A 21,838-nucleotide genomic window follows, 5' to 3' on the forward strand; every position below is an offset into this window, starting at 1 on the left:
CGGAGGCGATCATGCCTGCGTCGACTCCAGCGCGATCCAGGCGGGCGCATGATCGCTGGGACGCTCCCAGGTCCGTGGTGTGCGATCGATACCAGCAGCACATGTGCATGCCTTCAGCGCATCGGACACCAGAGTCAAATCGATACGTAGGCCGAGATCGCGGCGGAAGCCCGCCTGACGATAATCCCACCAACTGAAAATGCCGCCATCGTCATGGTGCAGGCGAAAGCCATCATGCAAGCCCAGCTCGAACAACGTGCGCAGCGCGCGACGTTCGGCGGTGGAGGTGAGAATGTGGTCATCGCTCCACACCAGCGGATCGTGTACGTCGCGCGAGTCTGGCGCGATGTTGAAATCGCCCAGCACCAGCAAACGCGGATAGCGTTGCAGCTCGACGGCGAGCCAGGCATGCACGGCCTGCAGCCAGCGCAACTTGTAGCTGTACTTGTCACTCCCCACGTCCTGACCATTGACCACGTACAGGTTGACGATGCGCAGATCACCCACGGTCGCGGCGATGGCACGTTTCTGCTCGTCTTCCAGACCCGGCACACCGATCTGCACATCGCTGAGCGGCGCGCGCGACAAGATTGCCACGCCGTTGTAGGTCTTCTGCCCGGCAAATACGCTGCGATAGCCGACTTCAGCCAGCGCCGCATCGGGAAACTTGTGGTCCTCCAACTTGGTCTCCTGGATCCCCACCACATCCGGCGCGAACGCATCCAGCCACTGTTGCAAGTGCGGCAGGCGCACGTTGAGCGAGTTGACATTCCAGGAGGCGATTTTCAAAGGAAATCCAAGACGAGGAGCCGGCCACTATTCTGACCGCAGCCGCCGCAACGGCCAAACGCGCAAGCGCCGGGCCGTTCAGTGCCGCGCGCAGCACTGTGCGAACAGCCCAGACGCCAGGCTTAGCGCCTGCTGGCGCTGCGCCTCGTTCAACCCATCGAGCAGTTCCTCGGCATCGACCAACTGCTCCGGCGGCGGGAATGGCCGCTCCGGCGCCTGCCGCGCGGCCAGTTCCCAAGCCGCAGCATACGGTGGGTCGGCCACTGTCAGCCAAGGCGAGGCCAGCAACTGCGCCAACGCATCGATCGACTGGCGATCACCGTTCAATGCGCGGTCTTCCAGCTGCCTGACCACATCCTCGGCATCGTGCTGGTCGGCGGCGGACAGCGGCTTGAGTTGTCCGTCCGCGGCGACAGCCCGCGCGGCCAGTTGCTCCACCCGCCGCTTCAGCAGGTAACGCTGCGCATCGGCGTCGCCGTGCACGGCGGCGGTGCGCAGCATCGCCTCGGCCTGCGCGTCATCGATCTGGGCGACACCGCGACAGGCCACGCGCCGCCGCTGTTCCGCCAGACGGTCCGCCTTGGCGTCCTCGTTGGTGGCCTCATCGCTCCCTGGCGGCAGCATCGCGCTGGGGGCAGGCTCTTGCGCGCGCTGCCGGCAGTCCAGGGCCAGCAGCGCGGTGACGTACAGACGTTGCGTTTGGCTCGCATCCGCCGATAACCCCAGCGTGGTGGACGTAGCGGCGGGCACAGAGCCGGCTGCAGGCTCCAACGGTGGTCGCACCACCGCCGCAGTCGTCGGCAACAACAGGACAGCCGCGAGCACTGCGGAGATCACCGTCGCGACACCGACACCGAGCCATAACAGCGCTGGACGCGGCAACATCGCTCTGCTCAGCGCGTGGCGGCGGTGTAGGCGGCGCGGTCAAACGCCATCGGCTGCGCCTGGCGCAACCGCTGCATGGCATCGGCGGCAGCCTGCTCGCGCAGCTGCAGTTCGATCTGCCCGCGCACCGCCTCGAAACGCGCAGCGGTCTTCATATCGAGGTAGATCAGATGGTAACCATCGGGTCCACGTACCGGCGCGGATACCTGATTCACCGCAAGCTGGTGGATCGGCGCGACGAACGCATCGGCCAGGTAACGACCAAAGGTCGGCGACAACTGCCCGCCATCGCCAGCGGTGGTAGCGTCGTCTGACTCGCGCATCGCCAGGGTGGCGAAATCGGCGCCGCCATCGAGCTGGCGTTTAAGCGCTTCGGCACGCTGCAGCGCCTGCGCGTCGGTCAAGGCATGTCCGGCTCGCGCACCATTCTGTGGATGCAATGCGACGAACAGGTGGCGCAGATGGTATTCGGTGTAGTCATCCGGATGCGCCGCGAACTGCTTGCGCAACATCGCTTCGTCGATCTTCGCGTTGGCGACGAGCCGCGCCTGCGCGGCCTCAGCCAGGATCGCGTCGGCAGCCTGGCGCAGGCGCGCGGCCACAACCGGATCATCCTGCAGATGCTGCTGCTTGGCCTGGTCCAGCAGGATGGCGCGGTCGGCGAAACGGCGGACGACGGATGGATCGTCGATACCGGCGGTGCTGCGCGCGCCTTGGCCTGCCAGGGCACGGTATTCACTGGCGGTGAACTGCTGTGCGCCCACCCGCAGCACCACCGGATCAGCGGCTGCGTGCTCGGCGACAGGCGCGGCGAGGGTGGCGAATGCGGTCAGCGCACAGATGGTCAGCGCGGCGGACTTGGCAAAAAAAACGGACATGCGCTTCTCCTGAAAATGGTCCACGCGCGGCGCCGGAGCGCCGCGGTCGGGGTGAGACGGTCGACCGGATGGCCGACCGCCCAGCTCGTCATGCGAAGCAATCAGTCGTGCTTGCCACGCGCCTTTAGATAGGCGATCGCTCCCTTCGGATCGTCGGTAGTGATCAGGGTGAAGTTCTCCTGGTCGACGACGAAGTTGAGATCACCACGGTTGTCGGCGGTGTCGCGACCACCGGAGTAGGAGAAGTACAAGTCCGACAGGCGATAGCAACAGGCTCCGCTATTCTGGTAGAACTGCCCGGCCAGCGGGCTGTCCGGGATCGCCTGGAACACGCCGACGCGTGCACCGCGCTCGCGCACCCGATCGGCCTCGTCCTGCAGCAGGCCGCCGAGCTGCTTGACGTTGACTTCCATCGCCTCGTTGTTGTCCCCAAGCCAGTCCGAGACCGCGTTACTAACGTTGATCTGGGTAAGCATGTTGGTGGTGAACACCGGGATGCCCACCATGCTGCTGCCGTCTGCGCGGAACGCCGCACGGGTTGGGTACAAGGTGGCATTGACCTTGGCGGCGACGAAGCTGGGCGAGGCCGCAGAGAACGCGGCGTCGGCCGCGCGCGACACCGCGCGGACCGAGTCGGCGGTCTTGATGTCAAACACGATCGGCGTCTTCAGGCCATGCTGCTTGAAGTAGTTGAACAGGTCGTCCACCCGCGGCACATGGTAGCCGGTGGTGGTGCGGCGGTCGGGAGTCAGTAGGAACAGACCGCTGACCACCGACCACGGGGTCACGGTGATCGACGGGTTATAGCCCTGATTGTTCATCGGGTTGTATTTGGTTTCGCCAGCGCGGCTGGTCCAGACGTTGGTGGTGCGACCGAGGTTCCAGTCGTGCAGCACCACCGGCACGCCGTCGCTGGTCAGTTTGACATCCAGCTCCACGCCATCCATGCACTGATTGTCGGCGAGCTGAAGTGCACCGCGCGAGTTTTCCGGCATGTCGCGTAAACCGCCGTAATTGCCCCAAAGACCGCGGTGGGCCAGCACGATGGTGTCGCCGCCGCTGTCGGCGAACAGGATGTTGCTCATCTTGGTGCCGACAGTGTCGGTGCAGTTGGCCAACGCCATCTGCGGCAGGGCCGCCATGACCACCAGGGCGCCGAGCACACGGCAGGAACGCGCCAGGGGCGAGGGAACGAATGGGATCTTCATTAGGGTTGTGTCCGGTTCTGAGGGAAAGGTAGAGACACGTGCACGAGCCGCTGTCAGGTCGACGCAGACGGCAGCTCGTTTGCCGCGCTCCGCACGCACGTCTCGCGCACGCAGGAGCCTGAGCCACCGTGATCGGCGGTGGCGTCTGGCGAAAACCTAATAAATCGCTATGAATTATTTATTTCCGCAAGAAGACCCAACCAATACACTGTTAATTACATCCATATTTCGATGCGACGCCAGTGACAATGACATCGCCGACATGGAATATGAGGTGGGACACGAGCAGGCGAGATGTCGTGACGCCAATATGCTGCGCACGACGACGCAGGGACGCCTCCGCGTAGCGTGAGGCCGCTCTCCCCGCGACAGCCGCACTCAGCAACTGCGGAACAGGCGCTGACGCGCCGCCCTCGCCACCTCAGCGTAAAAGAAACGTGAGCATGCGCGCGATGCGCGCGTAGGGTGGTTTCAACAGATCGGTACCAGCCCAACGCGACTGCCACAGAATCGGCAAAGCTTTGCTGAAAGCATCGAAGCCGGCACGGCCATGGTATGCACCCATGCCGCTCGGGCCGATACCGCCAAACGGTAGCGCGTTGGCCGCGAAGTGCAGCAGGCTGTCGTTGACGGTGACACCGCCAGCGAGCGTGGCATGCAAGATGTTTTCGATCTGGTCGCGGTCATGACTGAAGGGATACAGCGCCAGTGGCCGGTCGCGGCCGTTGATCTCAGCGATGGCGGCGTCCAGCGTGTGATAGCCGCGCAACGGCAGGATCGGGCCGAAGATCTCCTCCTGCATCACCAGTGCATCATCGCAGGGCTGAAGCACCACGGTGGGCACGATCAAGCGTTCGCGCTCAGCACGTGTGGGATCGATGCTGGCCAGTTCGATCACCTCCAATCCACGCGCGCGCGCATCGTCCAGGTAACCGCGCAGGCGTCGGTACTGACCTTCGTTGACGATGCGCGTGTAATCCTCGGCATTAGCGAAATCGCCGTAGCGCGCCAGCACCTGCGCGCGTAGCGCCTGTACCAGCGCCGCGATGCGATCGGCATTGATCAGCACGTAATCCGGGGCGATGCAGGTTTGTCCGGCGTTGAACCATTTGCCAGTGGCCAGGCGCGCGGCGGCCTGTTCCAGCGGATAGTCCGGGCAGACGATGGCCGGCGATTTACCGCCCAACTCCAGGGTCAGCGGCGTCAGATGGGGCGCGGCCGCCGCCATCACCTTGCGCCCGACCGCAGTGGAGCCGGTAAACACCAAATGGTCCAACGGCAACGCGGCGAACGCGGCGCCTATCTCGGCGCCGCCCAGCGCCACCGCCACCCGCTGCGGCGGGAACACCTCGGCCAGCAACGATTGCAGAAATTGCGCGGTGCGCGGGGTGTGTTCGGATGGCTTCAGATAAACATGGTTGCCGGCGGCGATGGCGGTAGCCAACGGGATCAGCGCCAGATTGACCGGATAGTTCCACGGCGCGATCACGCCAACCACACCGACCGGCACCAGCCGCACTTCCGCGCGCGCCGGCCACAGCCGCCAGCCGGCACCAATCCGTTGCGGGCGCATCCAGCGGTTGAGGTGACGCAGCAGATGGTCGATTTCACCGAGCACGGTCATACCGTCGGCAAGTAGCGACTCGTGGCGCGAGCGGTGGCCGAAATCGGCAGCGATGGCATCGGCCATTTCCGGCAAACGCCGTTTCAGCGCGGCGCGCAGCCTGAGCAGATCATCGCGACGCTGGCTCCGCTCCGGCTTGGCAGCCTGCCAGGCCGCGCGCAGCCGTTGCAGGGTGGCTGGCAAGGCCGCCAGCGGCGTGTCGGCGGCATCGGCAACGGGTGTGGACATGAGCGCACTATACGATGCGCTATCGCAGAGATGGCATGGAGCCGCTGCCATCGTGCTTCCATGCGGACAGCACCGCACACACGACGACGCCGGCGCAAAGGCCGGCGTCGTGTGCAACCACTTTGGCGAAGACGTGCTTTGGCGCAGGTCAGTGCGCCGATCCGCGCGAAGCGCCCAGACCTGTTTCGGCGCGGACCTGCTGCGCCTTGAATGCCGCGCGCTCCTTGGTCGCCTGCGCGCTGCCGTCCAACAACGAGAACAGCCAGATGCCAACGAAACCGATCGTCACCGAGAACAACGCTGGCGAGGTATACGGGAACGGCGCCGAGCCGGTGGCATTGCCCAGCGTGTCCACCCATACCGACGGCGACAGGACGGTCAGCACCAGCGAGGAGATCAGGCCCAGGAAGCCACCGATCACCGCGCCACGGGTGGTGCAGTCCTTCCACAGCAGCGACAGCAACAGCACCGGGAAGTTGGCCGAGGCGGCGATGGCGAACGCCAGCGAGACCATGAAGGCAACGTTCTGCTTCTCGAACACGATGCCCAGCAACACCGCGATCACGCCCAACGCGATGGTGGTGATGCGCGACACCTTCAACTCCGAGCCAGGCGCGGGCTGACCCTTCTTCAGCACCGTGGCGTACAGGTCGTGCGACACCGCCGAAGCGCCGGACAGCGTCAGGCCAGCGACCACCGCCAGAATGGTGGCGAAGGCCACTGCGGAGATGAAGCCCATGAAGACGTTACCGCCCACCGCATTGCCGACCAGCACCGCCGCCATGTTGGCCGCGCCCTTGCCGCCGTGGATGGTGCCGGTGGCGACATCGGCGAACTGCGGGTTGGTCAATACCAAGGCGATCGCGCCGAAGCCGATGATGAAGATCAGAATGTAGAAATAGCCGATCCAGGTGGTGGCCCACAGCACCGACTTGCGCGCCTGTTTGGCGTCGGGCACGGTGAAAAAGCGCATCAGGATGTGCGGCAAGCCGGCGGTGCCGAACATCAGCGCCATGCCGAAGGAGATCGCCGAGATCGGATCCTTGACGAAACCGCCAGGGCCCATGATCGCCAGGCCGGCGCTGGCCGCCTCCTCCGGCGAAGCGCCACCATTGGCCGCCACCGCCGTCTTCACCCGCACGCCCTCGGCGAACAACGCTTCGAAGCTGAAATGGAAGTGCCACATGATCGCCACAGCCATGAAAGTCACGCCGCTCAGCAGCAACACCGCCTTGATGATCTGCACCCACGTGGTGGCAGTCATGCCGCCGAACAGCACGTAGATCATCATCAGCACGCCGACCAGGCTGACCGCCACCCAGTAGTCCAGGCCGAACAGCAATTTGATCAACGCACCGGCACCGACCATCTGCGCGATCAGATAGAACAGCACCACCACCAGGGTGCCGGCGGCGGCGAAGCCACGGATCGCAGTCGGTGCGAAACGGTACCCGGCCACATCGGCGAAGGTGTACTTGCCGAGGTTGCGCAGGCGCTCGGCCATCAGGAAGGTCAGGATCGGCCAGCCCACCAAGAAACCGATCGCGTAGATCAAGCCGTCGTAGCCATTGGCCATCACCGCCGCAGTGATGCCCAGAAACGAGGCCGCCGACATGAAGTCGCCGGCAATCGCCAGACCGTTCTGGAAGCCGCTGATACCACCGCCAGCGGTATAGAAATCCGCGGCGGAGCGAGTCTTCTTGGACGCCCACTTGGTGATCCACAAGGTGCAGGCGACGAAGAATGCGAACATCGCAATCGCCACCCAATTGGTCGGCTGTTTGTCGGTCTGGCCAACATCGCCACCAGCCGCCAACGCCACGCCTACTGGCAACAGCGTGGCCAGCACCATCACAGGCATTCGCATAACTCTGTTCATGAGCGGGCGTCCTCGAGGATCTGCGCGGTCAGCCGGTCGTAGTGGCTGTTGGCACGGCGCACGTAGATGGCGTTGATGATGATCGTGAACACCATGACCCCAATGGCGATCGGAATGCCGATGGTGGTGACACCGCTGCCGATCGGCTGTGCCAGGAACGCCTTGTCGAACGCAATCAAGCCGATGAAACCGAAGTAGACCAGCAACATCAGGATGGTCAACGTCCAGCCCAACGCATTGCGCTGGCGCTTGAGCGCGTGGTATTTCGGATCGGCGTCGATCTTCGCAATCAACGCCTCGTTGGAGATGCTCATGTGGTGCCTCCCGGGAAGTGACCACGACAGACGGATCAGACGCTGTACGTGGGTTGGGTAAACCGCAAGTAATGTTCGTCGACTCTACAACCGCACTCGATTTCGCGCTGGCCGCCCCTCCGTTCGGCACCGACACTCCTCCAATGGCCGGTTACTAGAGATTACCGTGAATACGCGGCAAACGCCTGGTGCCGAACAGGGCGATTAGAGTGATGCCGTCGATACTATTGATTTTCCAGCGGTAGACAGCCGGGGGCCCTGTTGGCCGGTAGAGTCCATTGCGCCGACTAACGCGGTTGACGCGGAATACGTCAGAATGACGTAATTCATTAAGCCGCCCGATATGCGGCGCACACGTTCAATCGCAGAGGGAACCATGGCCGATCTTTATCCCGTCGATCCGCACGTCGCCACCCGCGCACGGGTCGACAAGACTCGATACCAAACCCTGTACCGGCAATCGCTGGAACAGCCAGAGGCGTTCTGGGGCAAGGTAGCCGAGCGACTGGACTGGTTCAAGACTCCCACCCGGATCAAGGACGTGAACTTCGCCCTGGATGACTTCCGCATCCGTTGGTTCGACGACGGCGAGCTCAACGCCAGTGTCAATTGCCTGGACCGGCAACTGGCCAGCCGTGGCGACAAAACCGCCTTGTTGTTCGAGCCCGACAGCCCGGACGTCCCATCCTACCGGGTCAGCTACCGCGAACTGTACGAACGCGTCTGCCGGCTCGGCAACGCGCTGCGCAACCTCGGCGTGCAGAAGGGCGACCGCGTCACCATCTACCTGCCGATGATCCCCGACGCGGCGGTGGCGATGCTGGCCTGTGCACGCATCGGTGCGATCCATTCGGTCGTGTTCGGCGGTTTCGCCCCCAACTCCATCGCCGACCGGGTCATCGACTGCAGCAGCAAGCTGATCATCACCGCCGACGAGGGCCTGCGCGGTGGCAAGAAAATCCCGCTCAAGGCCAACGTCGATGCAGCGCTGAGGCTACCCGGCACCACCAGCGTGGAAACCGTCCTGGTGGTACGCCACACTGGCGGCGCGGTGAACATGCAGGCCCCGCGCGACCGCTGGTTCCACGACGTGGTCGACAACCAGCCGGCCACCTGCGAACCCGAGCGCATGAACGCGGAAGACCCGCTGTTCATCCTCTACACCTCCGGCTCCACCGGCAAACCGAAGGGCGTGCTGCACACCACCGCAGGCTACCTGCTGTACGCGGCCTACACCCACGAGACCGTGTTCGACCTGCGCGAGGACGATATCTACTGGTGTACCGCCGACGTCGGCTGGGTCACCGGCCACAGCTACATCGTCTACGGCCCCCTGGCCAACGGCGCCACCGCGCTGATGTTCGAGGGTGTGCCCAATTACCCGAGCGTGTCGCGCTTTTGGGAGGTCATCGACAAGCATCAGGTCACGCTCTTCTACACCGCCCCGACCGCGATCCGCGCGTTGATGCGCGAAGGCGATGCGCCGGTGAAAAAGACCTCGCGCAAGAGCCTGCGTCTGCTCGGCAGCGTCGGCGAGCCGATCAACCCCGAGGCTTGGCGCTGGTACTACGACGTGATCGGCGACGGTCGCTGCCCGATCGTGGATACCTGGTGGCAGACCGAGACCGGCGGCATCCTGATTACCCCACTGGCCGGTGCCACCGACCTCAAGCCCGGCTCGGCGACACTGCCGTTCTTCGGCGTGCAGCCAGCACTGGTGAGCGCCGACGGCCAAATCCTGGAAGGCGCCACCGAGGGCAACCTGGTGCTGCGCGACTCCTGGCCGGGACAGATGCGCACCGTCTATGGCGACCACCAGCGCTTCATCGACACGTACTTTCGCACTTATCCAGGCACCTACTTCACCGGCGATGGCTGCCGCCGCGATGCCGACGGCTACTACTGGATCACCGGCCGCGTGGACGATGTCATCAACGTCTCCGGCCACCGCATCGGCACCGCCGAGGTGGAAAGCGCGCTGGTCGCCCACCCCAAAGTGGCCGAGGCGGCGGTGGTCGGTTTTCCGCACGACATCAAGGGCCAAGGGATCTACGCCTATGTGACCCTGGTTGCAGACGAGCATCCCAGCGAGGCACTGCACAAAGAACTGGTGGCCTGGGTGCGCCAGGAAATCGGCCCGATCGCCACGCCCGACCACCTGCAATGGGCGCCGGGCCTGCCGAAGACGCGTTCGGGCAAGATCATGCGGCGCATCCTGCGCAAGATCGCCGAGAACGCGCCCGATCAGCTCGGCGACACCTCCACCCTGGCCGACCCCTCGGTGGTGGACTCGCTGGTCAACGAACGCCTGACACGCTGAGCCACACGCGACGCTAGGACGCGAGAAACGGGGTGCGTCGCACGGCGCCCCCGCTTCCGGGGTTGATGCGTCGCCACTGCGCTCTCTTGCCGATTCTCCCCGCTCATGCCGACCCTGCTGATCGCCGACGACCACCCGCTGTTTCGCGAGGCACTGCGCGGCGCGATAACGCGGGTGATGCCGGGCGTGCAACTGTACGAGGCCGATAGCGTCGAAGCGTTGTATGCGCTGGCCGACCGCCATGCCGACGCCGACCTGCTGCTGATGGATCTCAACATGCCCGGCGCGCAGGGTTTCAGCGCACTGGTGCAGATCCGCGCACTGCATCCGCAATTGCCCGTGGTGGTGGTGTCCGCGCGCGAAGAGCCGACCGTGATGCGGCGCGCGCTGGACCATGGCGCCTTCGGCTTCATACCCAAATCGGCCGATTCGGACACCATCGGCCTGGCCTTGCGCACCGTCCTCGACGGCGAACGCTGGGCACCGCCAGAGGCACACGACGCACCGCCCACCGACCGCGCCGAACGCGAGGTCGGACAGCGTCTGCGCGAACTGACCCCGCAACAAATACGGGTACTACAGATGCTCGGCGCTGGCCGTCTCAACAAGCAGATCGCTTACGACCTGAGTGTCTCCGAGGCCACGATCAAGGCGCACGTCACCGCGATCCTGCGCAAGCTCGGCGTCACCAACCGTACCCAGGCGGTGCTACTGGCCGGCAAGTTGGCGATCGACAGCGACGCCATCGTGCTGCCACCGGAAGAAGATTGACCGAGCAGACGAGAGCTGTCTGCAGCGACGGCAGCCGTCTGGCCGGAGGCACAACGAGACAGTGACCTCGCCGCGCCCGCAGGGAAAACCGCATCCCGCTACGCGCGCACCGACGCAATCACACCGAACGATGGATAGCGAAGATCGCCACGATCTGGAACCCACTAAGAGTGGCGAACAAAACCTCGCCAGTCGCTATCGGATGGGTGCGAACAGTGCGCAGGAAGTTACATGAGGATACCGAGCACTGCCTGCGCCCTTCAGGCGGCGATGCCGTCGTTTTGTTCGCGACGCTAAATCTAACCAACGCGAATCCTGCCACCCCACAGATGCTCCCCATAACGGCAAGTCCACGATGCAGTCACCGTCACGATCCACTCCGCTGGAATGAGCTTTGATTCAAAGCCAATCGCGCTCGCAAACGAGCGCATGCACAGCCGCACACATGACAGCGAACCGTACGATCGAGGGTATCCAACCGAGTCCGGCCTGCTACCGACAGCCGCAAACAGATCGACGAAGTATCCGGCTCATACCGTTGCCTGTGGCAATGCGCTTGAGTGCGCAGACATGGAGAGACATCACATCGCTGCCCACCATCGCGCCGCCTGCGATGATGCCTTCGTATAGCGATGGCTATGAAAATCAGCGCCAGGTTCGCGTGCATTCGAGGTGTGTTGGACGCTGTTAACCGCTGTTAGACTGCGCGTCCCCTTGGGGAGTAGCCTGCTGTCCGACCTGCGCGGACAGCGCCCGTATCAACATACTCGGCCGTTGCGCCGTGGTGCGGGCAGCCATCTCGGTTGGCGAGACCAGCGGCGAGTGCGCAAGGCGATGGCCGGGCGCGCGCACTCGTCGCTGTCGCCAGTCCCGGTAAGGTCCCCCATGTCTGGACGCTGTTAACCGCTGTTAGACTGCGCGTCCCCTTGGGGAGTAGCCTGCTGTCCGACCTGCGCGGACAGCGCCCGTATCAACATACTCGGCCGTTGCGCCGTGGTGCGGGCAGCCATCTCGGTTGGCGAGACCAGCGGCGAGTGCGCAAGGCGATGGCCGGGCGCGCGCACTCGTCGCTGTCGCCAGTCCCGGTAAGGTCCCCCATGTCGTTTCTTTCGATTCTGTTACTCGGCATCGCCATGTCCACCGATGCCTTCGCCGCCGCCGTCGGTAAGGGCGCGGCCATGCAGCGCCCGTGCTGGCGCGATGCGCTACGCGCGGGTCTGATCTTCGGCTGTATCGAAGCACTCACCCCGGCGCTGGGCTGGCTACTTGGTCAGGCCGCGTCCAAGTACGTGACCGCCTTCGATCACTGGATCGCCTTCGGCCTGCTCTGCGCGCTTGGCCTGCACATGATCGTCGCCGGGCTCAGGAAGCAGACACAATCCGCCGTCGATCCCACGCCCAAGCGCCACGGCTTTTGGAATCTTGCCGTCACCGGCTTTGCCACCAGCATCGACGCGATGGCGGTCGGCGTCGGCCTGGCCTTCCTCAATGTCAACATCATCGAGGTCGCCGCCGTCATCGGCCTGTGCACACTGACCATGGTGACCCTGGGCATCATGCTCGGCCGCGTCCTCGGCACGCTGGCCGGCAAGCGTGCCGAGATCATCGGGGGCGTGCTGCTGATCGCGATCGGCTGCACCATCCTCTACGAACATCTGCACGGCGCAAGCTGAGCGCCATGGCAGCGAGGCGAGGCGCTCACGCTGGCTTGGCGGTGAATTGGAGGTAGGTGGACAGGATGTCCTTGTCGCCGCTGCGCGGCGGCATCCCGGCATGCAGCAACATCCAGTCCGGCGGGAAAATCGGCAGGTACGCGGCGCGATTTCCAGTTCCAGATCGAGGAAGCGGATCTGTCCACCCTCGGCCACCTCGTTGAGGTGCCACAGAAACACCAGATAACGGCCGGTCTGCGCATCGCAGGCATTGAAATGCGGCTGAAAGCGCTCGCCGGCATCGGCGCGGTAGCGCTTGATCCGCCGCTCGGCAAGGCGTGGACGCCACGGCACCTCGTTGGACCGGCCGCGCTCGACGTTGTAGCGCACTCAAGTGCGGTATGCACCTGCTCAATGAAATAGCGTTGGAAAGCGGCATCCGCGAGGCGCGGATATTGCATTCGGCCCAGACGCTGTCGTCCAGCCCAGCACGCTGGTCAGTACCATTGCGGCGGTGCTGCGCCGAGGCATGTTCGAATTGCGCGATCATTTGTGCGCAAAAATCCAGAGCAAGCGTTGCGTCGTAAACGCAAGCGCAGTGGCACAGCGGGGTCTGGTTCACCCTTACCCACACCTAGCCCCTAAAGCAAAACGGCGTGCCTGGGTAGGCACGCCGTGTCGCATGATCGTGCACCGCTTGCACACGCAAGCGGTGCAGATTCCACTCAGAAACGGTAGGTGGCACGCATCCAGTAGTAACGACCAAGCGTGTCGTAGGTGCTCACGTCGGTGTTCGCATTCAACACGTTGTTCTGATACATCACCGGCGGCTGCTTGTTGGTCAGGTTATCCACGCCCAGATCGAAGCGCAGATGCGCATCGGTCATGTCGTAACCCACCTGCAGCGCGTGATAGAACTGGTTGCCGTAGTTCAGCACCACGCCAGTGATCGCGGCATCGGCGGACATGTTCTGCGATGGATCGCCGCTGCCGAGCTGCACCTTGCCAACCCAGCGCGTGGTCCAGCTCGCATCCCAGTTGCCCAACTTCCAACCGACCAGGGCACGTCCGCGCCAGTGTGCGTAGTTGCCATAAGACGAGTTGTAACGGCCGGCCATGTGCACAATGGAATCGCCGGTGTCGATGTCGTAGCGGTGCAGGTAGGTCGTATCCAACGCCAGGTTGAACTTGCCGAACGCGGTCTCCGGCAACACGTAGTTGGCACCGAAATCGACACCCTGGGTGTTGAGCTTGCCGATGTTGACCACCGGCGTCTGGATGTAATTGATGTTACCGGCGCTGACCGTGTTGGCGGCATAGCGGTGGATGTAGCTGCAGTACGGGCTGTTATCGTCGTTGTAGCAGAGATCGGCCACCGTCTGCGCGGAGATCGGCTGGATCAGGTCGTTGAGTTTGACCTTCCACAGGTCGAGATTGACCGACAAGCCCGGCACGTAGTCGGGGCTGTAGACCAGGCCGTAGTCGAACGAGGTGCCCTTCTCCGGCTTGAGCTGGTAACCCACGTAGCGCGAACCGGAGACGATGCTGTTGGTCTGCGACAGGCCCGAGCCGGTCCAGCCGACCGGCACGCCGGCGCAGGCATTGGCGTGGCCGCTGCCGCTATAGCCGATGCACGGGTCGATGAAATTCGGCGCATTGGCGGTCGGCCCGGTGTAGATGTCGCCAATCGTCGGCGCACGGAACACCTGCGCCGCCGTGCCACGCAGCATCAGGTCGTGGATCGGCCGCCACTCGACCTGGAACGAGGCACTGTTGTTGCTCGAACGCACGCTGCTGTAATCGGAGAAACGGTCGCTCAGGGTGAGGTTGAGCGCGCCGACCGGCGAGGATTGCGCCAGCACCGGCACGAACACCTGCGCATAGGCTTCCTTGACGTCGAAGCTGCCGCTCAATGGCGAGGAGCAGGCCTCGGAGGAAATCGCGCAGGTGTTGTCGCTATTGATCAACGCATTGCTGGACACGGTGTAGTCCAGACTTTGCTTGCGATACAACGCACCGGCGGCCAACTGCGCGCTGCCCGCGGGCAACTCCCACAGGTTGCCGTTGGCGCTGGCTTCCCACTGCCGCATGATCGTGGTGGTGTCCAGGCGCGGGATCGATTGGTGGCTCTGCAGCCACGCCACCGTGTTGGCATTGCTCTGATCGAACATGTTGACCTGACCGGCATCGATCGCGGTCTGCAAACTGGCGTAATCCACGTAACCGCGGTCCCAATTGCGCTGGCGATAGTGGCCGTAGTCGAAGTCGACATTCCAGACCCAACTGGTATCGCCGATGCTACCCTTCAAACCCAGCACGTCCTGATCGGTGGCGGTGTCGAAGAAGCCCTGACGCTGGCCGAGCTTGGTGAAACGCGAACGGAACTCGTAACCGTTGGGACCGAACTCCACACCGAACGGGTTGTAGGGGTTGTCCGCGCCGATGGTGATGCCATCGTTCTGCGCATCGAACGGCAGCGGCGCGATCGCATAATGCGACATGGTGTGGTTGTGGTAGGCGTTGACGTAGGCCTGCACGTTGTCGGTCACGTTGAAGCTGCCGAGCACGAAGCCGCCCACGCGCTGCTGCGGGGTCAGCAGCAGGTTCTGCGCCTGGTAGTTATAGGAATCGGAAGACCCGCTGTAGCACTTGTAACCGCCGTTGCCGTTGCCGGTGAGCGCACCGTTGGAATCGCAGCCGTTGGCGGCCAGTGTGGCCGCCGGCAGCTTGTAATAGCCGCTCGGCGTCCGGCTGGAGCCCCCCTTGATGACGCTGCCGCTGGACAGGTACATCGCGTACTTGGAGAACGCGCGATTGGCCGAGGAGACAGCCCTCTGCTTGTTGTAGTCCACGCCGGCCACCACGTTGCCGCGGTCCCAGGTCTTGCCGAAGGTGAAGCTGGCACCATCGCGCGCACCGTCGCCGCGGCTGGTCTGGCCGTAGTTGACGGCGACTTCGCCGCCTTCGAAGTTCTTGCGCAGGATGAAGTTCACCACACCGCCAATAGCGTCGGAGCCGTACATCGCCGAGGCGCCGACCTTGAGCACTTCGACGTGGTCGATCATGTTGGTCGGAATCGAGTTGACGTCGTTGTTGAGGACCCGATGACCGTCGACCAACAGCAGCGTGCGCTCTTCGCCGAGGCCGCGCAGCGATACGGTGGAGACACCATCGCCGCCGCCGTTATTGACCTGCGGATTGGTCGCGGCACCGGCGATGCCCGGCAGCGCCTGCAACAGGTCGCCCAGGGTCTGCTTGCCGCTCTGCTGGATCTGCTGGCGATCGACCACGGCGACCGGGCTGGCGGTTTCCACATCCACGCGACGCACCAGCGAGCCGGTGACGGTGAGGCGGTCCAGTTCCACCGGCGCCCCGTTGGAGGGGTTGCCGGCGGCGGGCGCGGCGCTCTGCGCGTAGAGGGTGACGGGCAGTGCGGTCAGCGTCAGGCAAACGGCATGCGCAAGTCTGTTCTTTGCTAAGGACATCTGGGAGACCTCATGTGATGAGCAACGGCACACCGACGCAGCAACGCATGGCGTGAACCGTTGGATCGCACCGCAAGGCGCGACGGGGGAATGGATGTTTCAGGCCGGGGACATACTGCGGACCGCTCAGGGAGCCACCGGGCACTTGTTAGATTTTTATAAGAACGGTGTTGTCTCAGTGTGACAGAGTGCGCCAAGATTTGACAAATTCATCCCGCTAGCATGCATCCGGCCGCCGGCATCATTATCCGACGGGGTAATTCCAACGCTGCAGAAGCGGCAGCAAGGTCGGCAACACCGGCTCGAACGCATCGCGGTAGGCACGCCAGCGATCCAGGCCCTTGCCATTGATCCCCTCGACCACTTGCGCGTAGCTCGGCGTGCTGATGAAGCCCTTGGCACGGGCATTGCGCTGGAACTCCAGCAGACGCTCGGGCTGTTCGAGTTGCAGGAATTGTCCAAGCCGCGCCACTTGTGCCTGCGGATCGGCCACCAGATCCTCGTAGCGCAACTCCAGCGCGCGTGGCCGTAGCAGCGCGGCGTGATACAACCAGAATGCCATCGCCTCGGCATAGCCCCGCGCCAGGCGCTGCATGCTGGAACACAGCAGCGCGAAGGCCGGCGAACGGAACGCCTGCATGTAGCAACTCAACAGCACATCGCAGGGATGACGCAGCGCCAGAATGACCGGCGCCTCGGGAAACAACCGATGGATCAACGGCAGCCGCAACAAATTGAGCGGGTTCTTGTCCACCAGGCGCTGACCCGGCGCCAGCCGCACCACCTCCCCCACCGATTGCCAATACTCGGCACGTAATGCAGCGCAATCGGCATCGTCGAGCTCGCCCAGGCCATCCGGCCAGGCCACGCCGCGATGCAGCAGCCGCTCGGCCAGCCCTTGCAGGAATGGCCGCTCGTCCATCGCGCACAACTGCGGATGTGCATCGAGCATCTGCTCCAGCAAGGTCGTACCCGAACGCGGGAAACCCACCACGAAGATCGGCGAGGTCGCCACACCCGGCCCGATCACCGGCCTGGCCGCCGCATAGCGCGCCGGGTCCCAACGGTCTTGCGCGACCGGCAGCGGCGACGCATCGGCAGCAGCCAGTTCCGGCACCAGCGCAGCCAGACTCTCGACCTGGCCGGCATGCCCCTGCGCGCATGCCGCAAGCGCCTCCCGGGGCCGACCCAGGCGGTCGCAGACCCGCGCCAAGGCAAAGAACAGATTGCTCTGCTTGCGTATGTCGATGGCACTGCCCTGGGCGAGCAGGCCGCGCAGCAGCGCATAGGCATCGTCCCAGCGTCCGTCGCGCATCGCCAGTACGGCCAATGCGTTGCTGGCATCCTCGCGCACATCGGCATCGGCAATCAGATCCGATGCGGGCAGTTGCGCGGCGGCCTCGCGCGCCTGCTGCAATCGGTTGGCGCGTTCGAGCACCAGCACCAGCCGCGACCAGGCGCGTACCGATTCCGGCATCGGGCCGTCGGTACACGCCTGCAATAGCGCGCAAGCACTATCGGTGTCACCCTCGTGCGACAACAGCCAGGCCAGTTCCATTGTGGTGTCCGGCTCCAGCGGCGGCCATTGCCGCCAATTGGCGATCAGCGCCTGTACGCGTTGAAAGTCGCCGCATTCGTGGCAGGCCATCGCCGCGTGCACGCACAGCGGTGGTAGTTGCGGCGCTAACGCATGCGCATCGAGCAGATGCTCGCGGGCAGTCGCGTAGTCGCCACTGTCCATCGCCAAAAGGCCCAAGTTGTGGTGCGGCATGGGGTCCTGCGGCGCCAGTGCGCAGGCGCGCGCATAGGCCTGAAGCGCCTGCGCGTGCTCGCCGCACTCGCGCAAAGCACTGCCCAGATTGTTCCAATGCGCCACGTCCTGCGGTTGGCGCGTGGTCAGTGCGCGATACAGCGCGGCCGCTTGCGCTGGCTGGCCCTGCATCTGCAGGCTCATCGCCAGCAGGCTGCTGACCACCGGATCGTCCGGCCGATGTTGCAGATAGCGGCGTGCGCCATGTTCCAACTCTTGCGCGTGGCCGGCCTCCAGCGCTTGCAGCAGATCGGTCAGCGGGGGAATCGCGGTGTCGTCCAGGGAGGTCATGCGGGTACGGGTCGGGAAAGTAGCGCAGCCAGGCACCTTAGCCGCAGTAGGACGCTATGCGCCACACCGGCCACGCCACCGATCGCCGCACATTACGTACAGCGTCGTGACCAATAGCGCGGCGGGTACTAGATCGCACCGTGATAGGCACTGAGGAATGCACGCAGCGAAGCTGGCTTGACCGGCTTGGTCAACAGGCGATAGCCACGCGCGCGCGCTTGCAGCTTGAGTTCGTCGCGGCCATCGGCGGTGAGCAGCGCGCCCCCCACTGGGCCCGACATCACCGCACGCAGCGCATCCAGCGTGTCCAGTCCGTCGAGGCGGTCATGGAGGTGGTAATCGACCAGCATCACGTGCGGCGCATGTCCGGCCTGCGCCAGTGCATCGTCCACCGTGTTGGCGCAGATCACCTCCACTTGCCAACGGCCCAGCAGTGCACGCATGCCATCGAGGATCTCCGGGTCGTTGTCCACGCACAGCACGCGCAGCCCGGCCAATGAATCCACTGCAACCACCGCGCGCTGCTGGCGCTGCTGCGTCGGCGGCGCCACGCGCGGCACGGTGATGGAAAACATGCTGCCACTGCCGACGTGGCTACGCGCATCCAGCTCGTGGTCAAGCAGACGCGAGATGCGCTGGCAAATCGACAGGCCCAGGCCCAGGCCTTGCTCACCCCAGTCGAACGGCTGCTGATAGCGCTGAAATTCCTCGAAGATCTGCCGCAGATGGTGCTGTGGAATGCCAGGACCGGTGTCCCAGACTTGCAGCTCCAGCGCAGTACCACGCCCACGCATCCCCAGGACGATGCGGCCCTGACGGGTATAGCGCAATGCGTTGGCGAGGAAATTCTGCAGCACGCGGCGCAGTAGACGACGGTCGCTACGCACCCAGATCGAGCGCGCGTATACACGCAAGCGCAGGCTGCGGCCGGCGGCCACCGGAACGTACTGTGCGGCTAATTCGCGCAACAGCGCGCCAGCATCGACCTCCTCGATGGTCGGGTGCAAGCCGCCAGCATCCAGCCGCGATACGTCGAGCAAACCATCCAGCAGTTCTTCGGCGGCGCGCAACGAGGCGTCCACGCGCTCGGCCAGATGGCGCTGTTCCTCGCTCTGCTGGGCCGCCTCGCGCATGGCCGAGGCGAACAACCGCGCAGCATTGAGCGGCTGCAATACGTCATGGCTGATGGCAGCCAGGAAGCGGGTTTTGGACTGCTGCGCCAATTCCGCTTCGCGCGAGCGTGCAGCCACGCGCTGCTCCAAGGTTGCATTGGCTTCCAGCAGGGCCTGTTCGGCGCGCTTGTAGTCGGTGATGTCGTTGTAGGTGGTGATATAGCCACCACCCGGCAACGGCTGGCCACGTATCTCGATCACCGTGCCATCGTGGTGGATGCGCTCGAACACATGCTCGGTGCCGGCACGCATGTGCGCGATGCGACGCTTGATCTGTTCCTCGACCTGGTCACCCACCCGTTGGCCGCGCTCGGCGTTGTAGCGAATCAGATCCGCCACCGGACGGCCCACGTAGAGCATGCCGTCGGGATATCCGAACAGGTGTTGGTAGCGCCGATTCCACACGACCAAACACATCGAGGCATCGACCACGCTGACTCCTGCGCTGATGTTCTCCAGCGTCGTGGACAAAATCTCGCGGTTGAAGCGCAGTTCCTGACCCGCCTGATCGAGAACCGCCACCACTTCGCCCAGATCCATGCCCGAGCCGCGCAGCAGGCTGGTCAGCACCAGGCGCGCGGAGGCCGCGCCGATCGAAGCGGCAAGCAGGACGTTCGGTGAACTGCACCCAGGCACGGTCGGCCACCGCGTTGGGCGGTGGTTCGCGCCCAAGCAGTTGCGCCTGCTCGGCGAAGGCGCGACGCGCGTGGCGTTGGCCGACCATGCGTTCGGCCAGCGCCTGCAGATCCACCAAATGCACCTGCCCAAGCCAGTCGCCGGCCACCACCGGACGTTGCGCATACGGCTCCAGGAACGGCGCGGCACGCAGTTGTTCGTCCAGACCCGGGCGCCAGCGTGCCGACACCAGCATCAGTGTGCCGACGTTGACCAGCAACGACCAGAACATGCCGTGCGCCAGCGGGTCCCAACTGCGCAAACCGAACAGGTGTTGCGGCCGTAACCACGCGATGCCGAACAGGCCATCGTGCAGCCAGGCCGAGCCCAGCCAGCCGGACTGGGTCAACGCAGGTAGCAGCAGGGTATAAACCCACGTGGCGAAACCCAGCACCATGCCAGCCTCCACGCCCTTGCGGCTGGCCCCGCGCCAGTACAGCCCGCCGATCACCCCGGGTGCGAATTGCGCCACTGCGACAAACGCCATCAATCCATATGAAGCCAGGGTGCTGTCGTTGCGACTGGTGCGGTAGTAGCCGTAGGCGATCAGCGCCAACAACAAGATCGCGATGCGGCGGATCCACAACACCTGCGAGGCGACATCGGCGCCGGCAGCCTGGTGCCCGCGACGACGCAACAGCAGCGGCATCACCAGATCGTTACTGATCATCGTCGCCAGTGCGATGCTGGACACGATCACCATGCCAGTGGCGGCCGAAAACCCGCCCACATAGGCAACCAGCGCCAGCGCGGTGTGGTTGTAGGTCAGCGGCAGCGCCAACACGATGCTGTCCCCGGCCACGTCGCCACCATCGAACAAAGCCACGCCAGCCGCCGCGATCGGCACCACCATCGCCGAGATCAGCACGAGGTACAGACCGAACAACCAGCGCGCCTTGCGAATGTCGCCGACGTCGCTGCATTCCAGCACCGCCACATGGAACTGCCGGGGCAGGCAAACCAATGCCAGGAAACTGAGCACGGTCTGCGAGATAAAGCCAACCGGCGGCGTGTTCTGGAACAGCGTGCGCGCAGAATGCAACACCTGACCAGCCTCATGCGCGGATAACCACACGTAGGCGAATACGCCTACCGCAATGATCGCCAGCAGCTTGACGATCGATTCCAGCGCAATCGCCAGCATCATGCCGTGGCGATGTTCGGTGGCATCCACCTGGCGCGTACCGAACAAGGTGGCGAACAAGGCCATCAGCAACGCCACGTAGAGTTCCGGGTCCTCATAAAACGGCGCACCAGCGCTGGACTGGCCGCTGAGCACCTGCAGGCTCATCGCCACCGCCTTGTACTGCAAGGCCAGGTACGGCAACACCCCAACCAAGGCGATCACCGCCACCAGCGCGGCCAAGCGCCGCGAACGGCCGTAGCGCGAGGAGATGAAGTCGGCGATGGACACCGTATTCTGGCTACGCGCGATCAACGCCAACCGCTCGATGATGCGCCAACCGAACAGCAGCAAAAGCAACGGCCCCAGATAGATCGGCAGATAACCGATGCCATGGCGCACCGCACTGCCGACCGCGCCGTAGAACGTCCACGACGAGCAGTACACCGCCAGCGCCAAGCTATAGACCACCGGGCGTAGCCAAGGCCGTTTCGGGTACAGCGGCCGGCGGTCGCCCCACCACGCCACCGCGAACAGCAACGCCGCGTAGCCTGCCGACACCAGCAACAGGATCCAACTCGAAACCAAAGGCCAGTCCCCGCGATGATGCGCGCAGTCTAGCCGCTATGGCCCAATCCGCGCACGGTCGGCACAGATGCGATGGCACTGACACCATGCCGCTACTCCCGCGCAAGCAGGCTTCGGATCGCCGTTGCGCCCCGGCCATCGAGCGG

The 21,838-nt window shown here is 64.3% G+C and carries 13 protein-coding genes and 1 pseudogene; 3 read left to right on the forward strand and 11 right to left on the reverse strand.

Annotated elements, in window-relative coordinates; genetic code table 11:
• Positions 1-9: 9 nt before the first annotated feature.
• The 7 genes from xth to XANALMUS060_RS10945 all read right to left on the reverse strand — a co-directional run bounded on the left by xth (position 10) and on the right by XANALMUS060_RS10945 (position 7,805).
• Complete coding sequence (gene xth, locus XANALMUS060_RS10915) at positions 10-789, reverse strand: exodeoxyribonuclease III (protein ID WP_045738423.1); 780 nt, start codon at positions 787-789, stop codon at positions 10-12.
• 78 nt (positions 790-867) lie between these two features.
• Complete coding sequence (locus tag XANALMUS060_RS10920) at positions 868-1,674, reverse strand: hypothetical protein (protein ID WP_052688144.1); 807 nt, start codon at positions 1,672-1,674, stop codon at positions 868-870.
• A gap of 8 nt (positions 1,675-1,682) precedes the next feature.
• The gene (locus XANALMUS060_RS10925) at positions 1,683-2,552 is read right to left on the reverse strand and encodes a peptidylprolyl isomerase (RefSeq protein ID WP_045738424.1); all 870 of its coding nucleotides are present in this window, start codon (positions 2,550-2,552) and stop codon (positions 1,683-1,685) included.
• A 101-nt stretch (positions 2,553-2,653) separates the two neighbouring features.
• A complete protein-coding gene (locus tag XANALMUS060_RS10930; protein WP_045738425.1) occupies positions 2,654-3,760 on the reverse strand; it encodes a glycerophosphodiester phosphodiesterase family protein in 1,107 nt (368 codons plus the stop codon).
• 421 nt (positions 3,761-4,181) lie between these two features.
• Positions 4,182-5,663 carry a coniferyl aldehyde dehydrogenase gene (locus XANALMUS060_RS10935; RefSeq protein ID WP_082065074.1) on the reverse strand — a complete coding sequence of 494 codons (1,482 nt, stop codon included), beginning with the start codon at positions 5,661-5,663 and terminating at the stop codon, positions 4,182-4,184.
• Between the two features lie 97 nt (positions 5,664-5,760).
• Positions 5,761-7,491 carry a cation acetate symporter gene (locus tag XANALMUS060_RS10940; RefSeq protein ID WP_045738427.1) on the reverse strand — a complete coding sequence of 577 codons (1,731 nt, stop codon included), beginning with the start codon at positions 7,489-7,491 and terminating at the stop codon, positions 5,761-5,763.
• Positions 7,488-7,805 carry a DUF485 domain-containing protein gene (locus XANALMUS060_RS10945; RefSeq protein ID WP_045726571.1) on the reverse strand — a complete coding sequence of 106 codons (318 nt, stop codon included), beginning with the start codon at positions 7,803-7,805 and terminating at the stop codon, positions 7,488-7,490. Before XANALMUS060_RS10945 ends, XANALMUS060_RS10940 begins: the two co-directional genes overlap by 4 nt.
• A gap of 376 nt (positions 7,806-8,181) precedes the next feature.
• Here XANALMUS060_RS10945 and acs point away from each other — a divergent pair, with 376 nt between their 5' ends.
• The 3 genes from acs to mntP all read left to right on the forward strand — a co-directional run bounded on the left by acs (position 8,182) and on the right by mntP (position 12,569).
• A complete protein-coding gene (gene acs / locus XANALMUS060_RS10950; RefSeq protein ID WP_045738428.1) occupies positions 8,182-10,125 on the forward strand; it encodes an acetate--CoA ligase in 1,944 nt (647 codons plus the stop codon).
• Between the two features lie 105 nt (positions 10,126-10,230).
• Entirely contained in the window at positions 10,231-10,896 is a 666-nt protein-coding gene (locus tag XANALMUS060_RS10955; protein WP_045738429.1) for a response regulator transcription factor, read from the forward strand.
• 1,097 nt (positions 10,897-11,993) lie between these two features.
• Positions 11,994-12,569 (forward strand): manganese efflux pump MntP, encoded by a 576-nt coding sequence (gene mntP / locus XANALMUS060_RS10960; protein WP_045738430.1) that lies wholly within the window; start codon positions 11,994-11,996, stop codon positions 12,567-12,569.
• 25 nt (positions 12,570-12,594) lie between these two features.
• Here mntP and XANALMUS060_RS22000 read toward each other — a convergent pair whose 3' ends face one another.
• From XANALMUS060_RS22000 to XANALMUS060_RS10980, 4 genes and pseudogenes are all read right to left on the reverse strand, one after another.
• Positions 12,595-12,780, reverse strand: a complete 186-nt coding sequence (locus XANALMUS060_RS22000) for a hypothetical protein (protein ID WP_235430451.1) — start codon at positions 12,778-12,780, stop codon at positions 12,595-12,597.
• A 493-nt stretch (positions 12,781-13,273) separates the two neighbouring features.
• Positions 13,274-16,033 carry a TonB-dependent receptor gene (locus XANALMUS060_RS10970; RefSeq protein WP_045738431.1) on the reverse strand — a complete coding sequence of 920 codons (2,760 nt, stop codon included), beginning with the start codon at positions 16,031-16,033 and terminating at the stop codon, positions 13,274-13,276.
• A 244-nt stretch (positions 16,034-16,277) separates the two neighbouring features.
• On the reverse strand, positions 16,278-18,134 hold the full coding sequence (locus XANALMUS060_RS10975) for a tetratricopeptide repeat-containing sulfotransferase family protein (protein WP_045738432.1): 1,857 nt from the start codon (positions 18,132-18,134) through the stop codon (positions 16,278-16,280).
• 128 nt (positions 18,135-18,262) lie between these two features.
• Positions 18,263-21,692 (reverse strand): annotated as a pseudogene (locus tag XANALMUS060_RS10980) (PAS domain-containing hybrid sensor histidine kinase/response regulator).
• Positions 21,693-21,838: the final 146 nt, after the last annotated feature.

The organism is Xanthomonas sp. MUS 060 (assembly GCF_000963215.1).
GTDB lineage: Bacteria > Pseudomonadota > Gammaproteobacteria > Xanthomonadales > Xanthomonadaceae > Xanthomonas_A.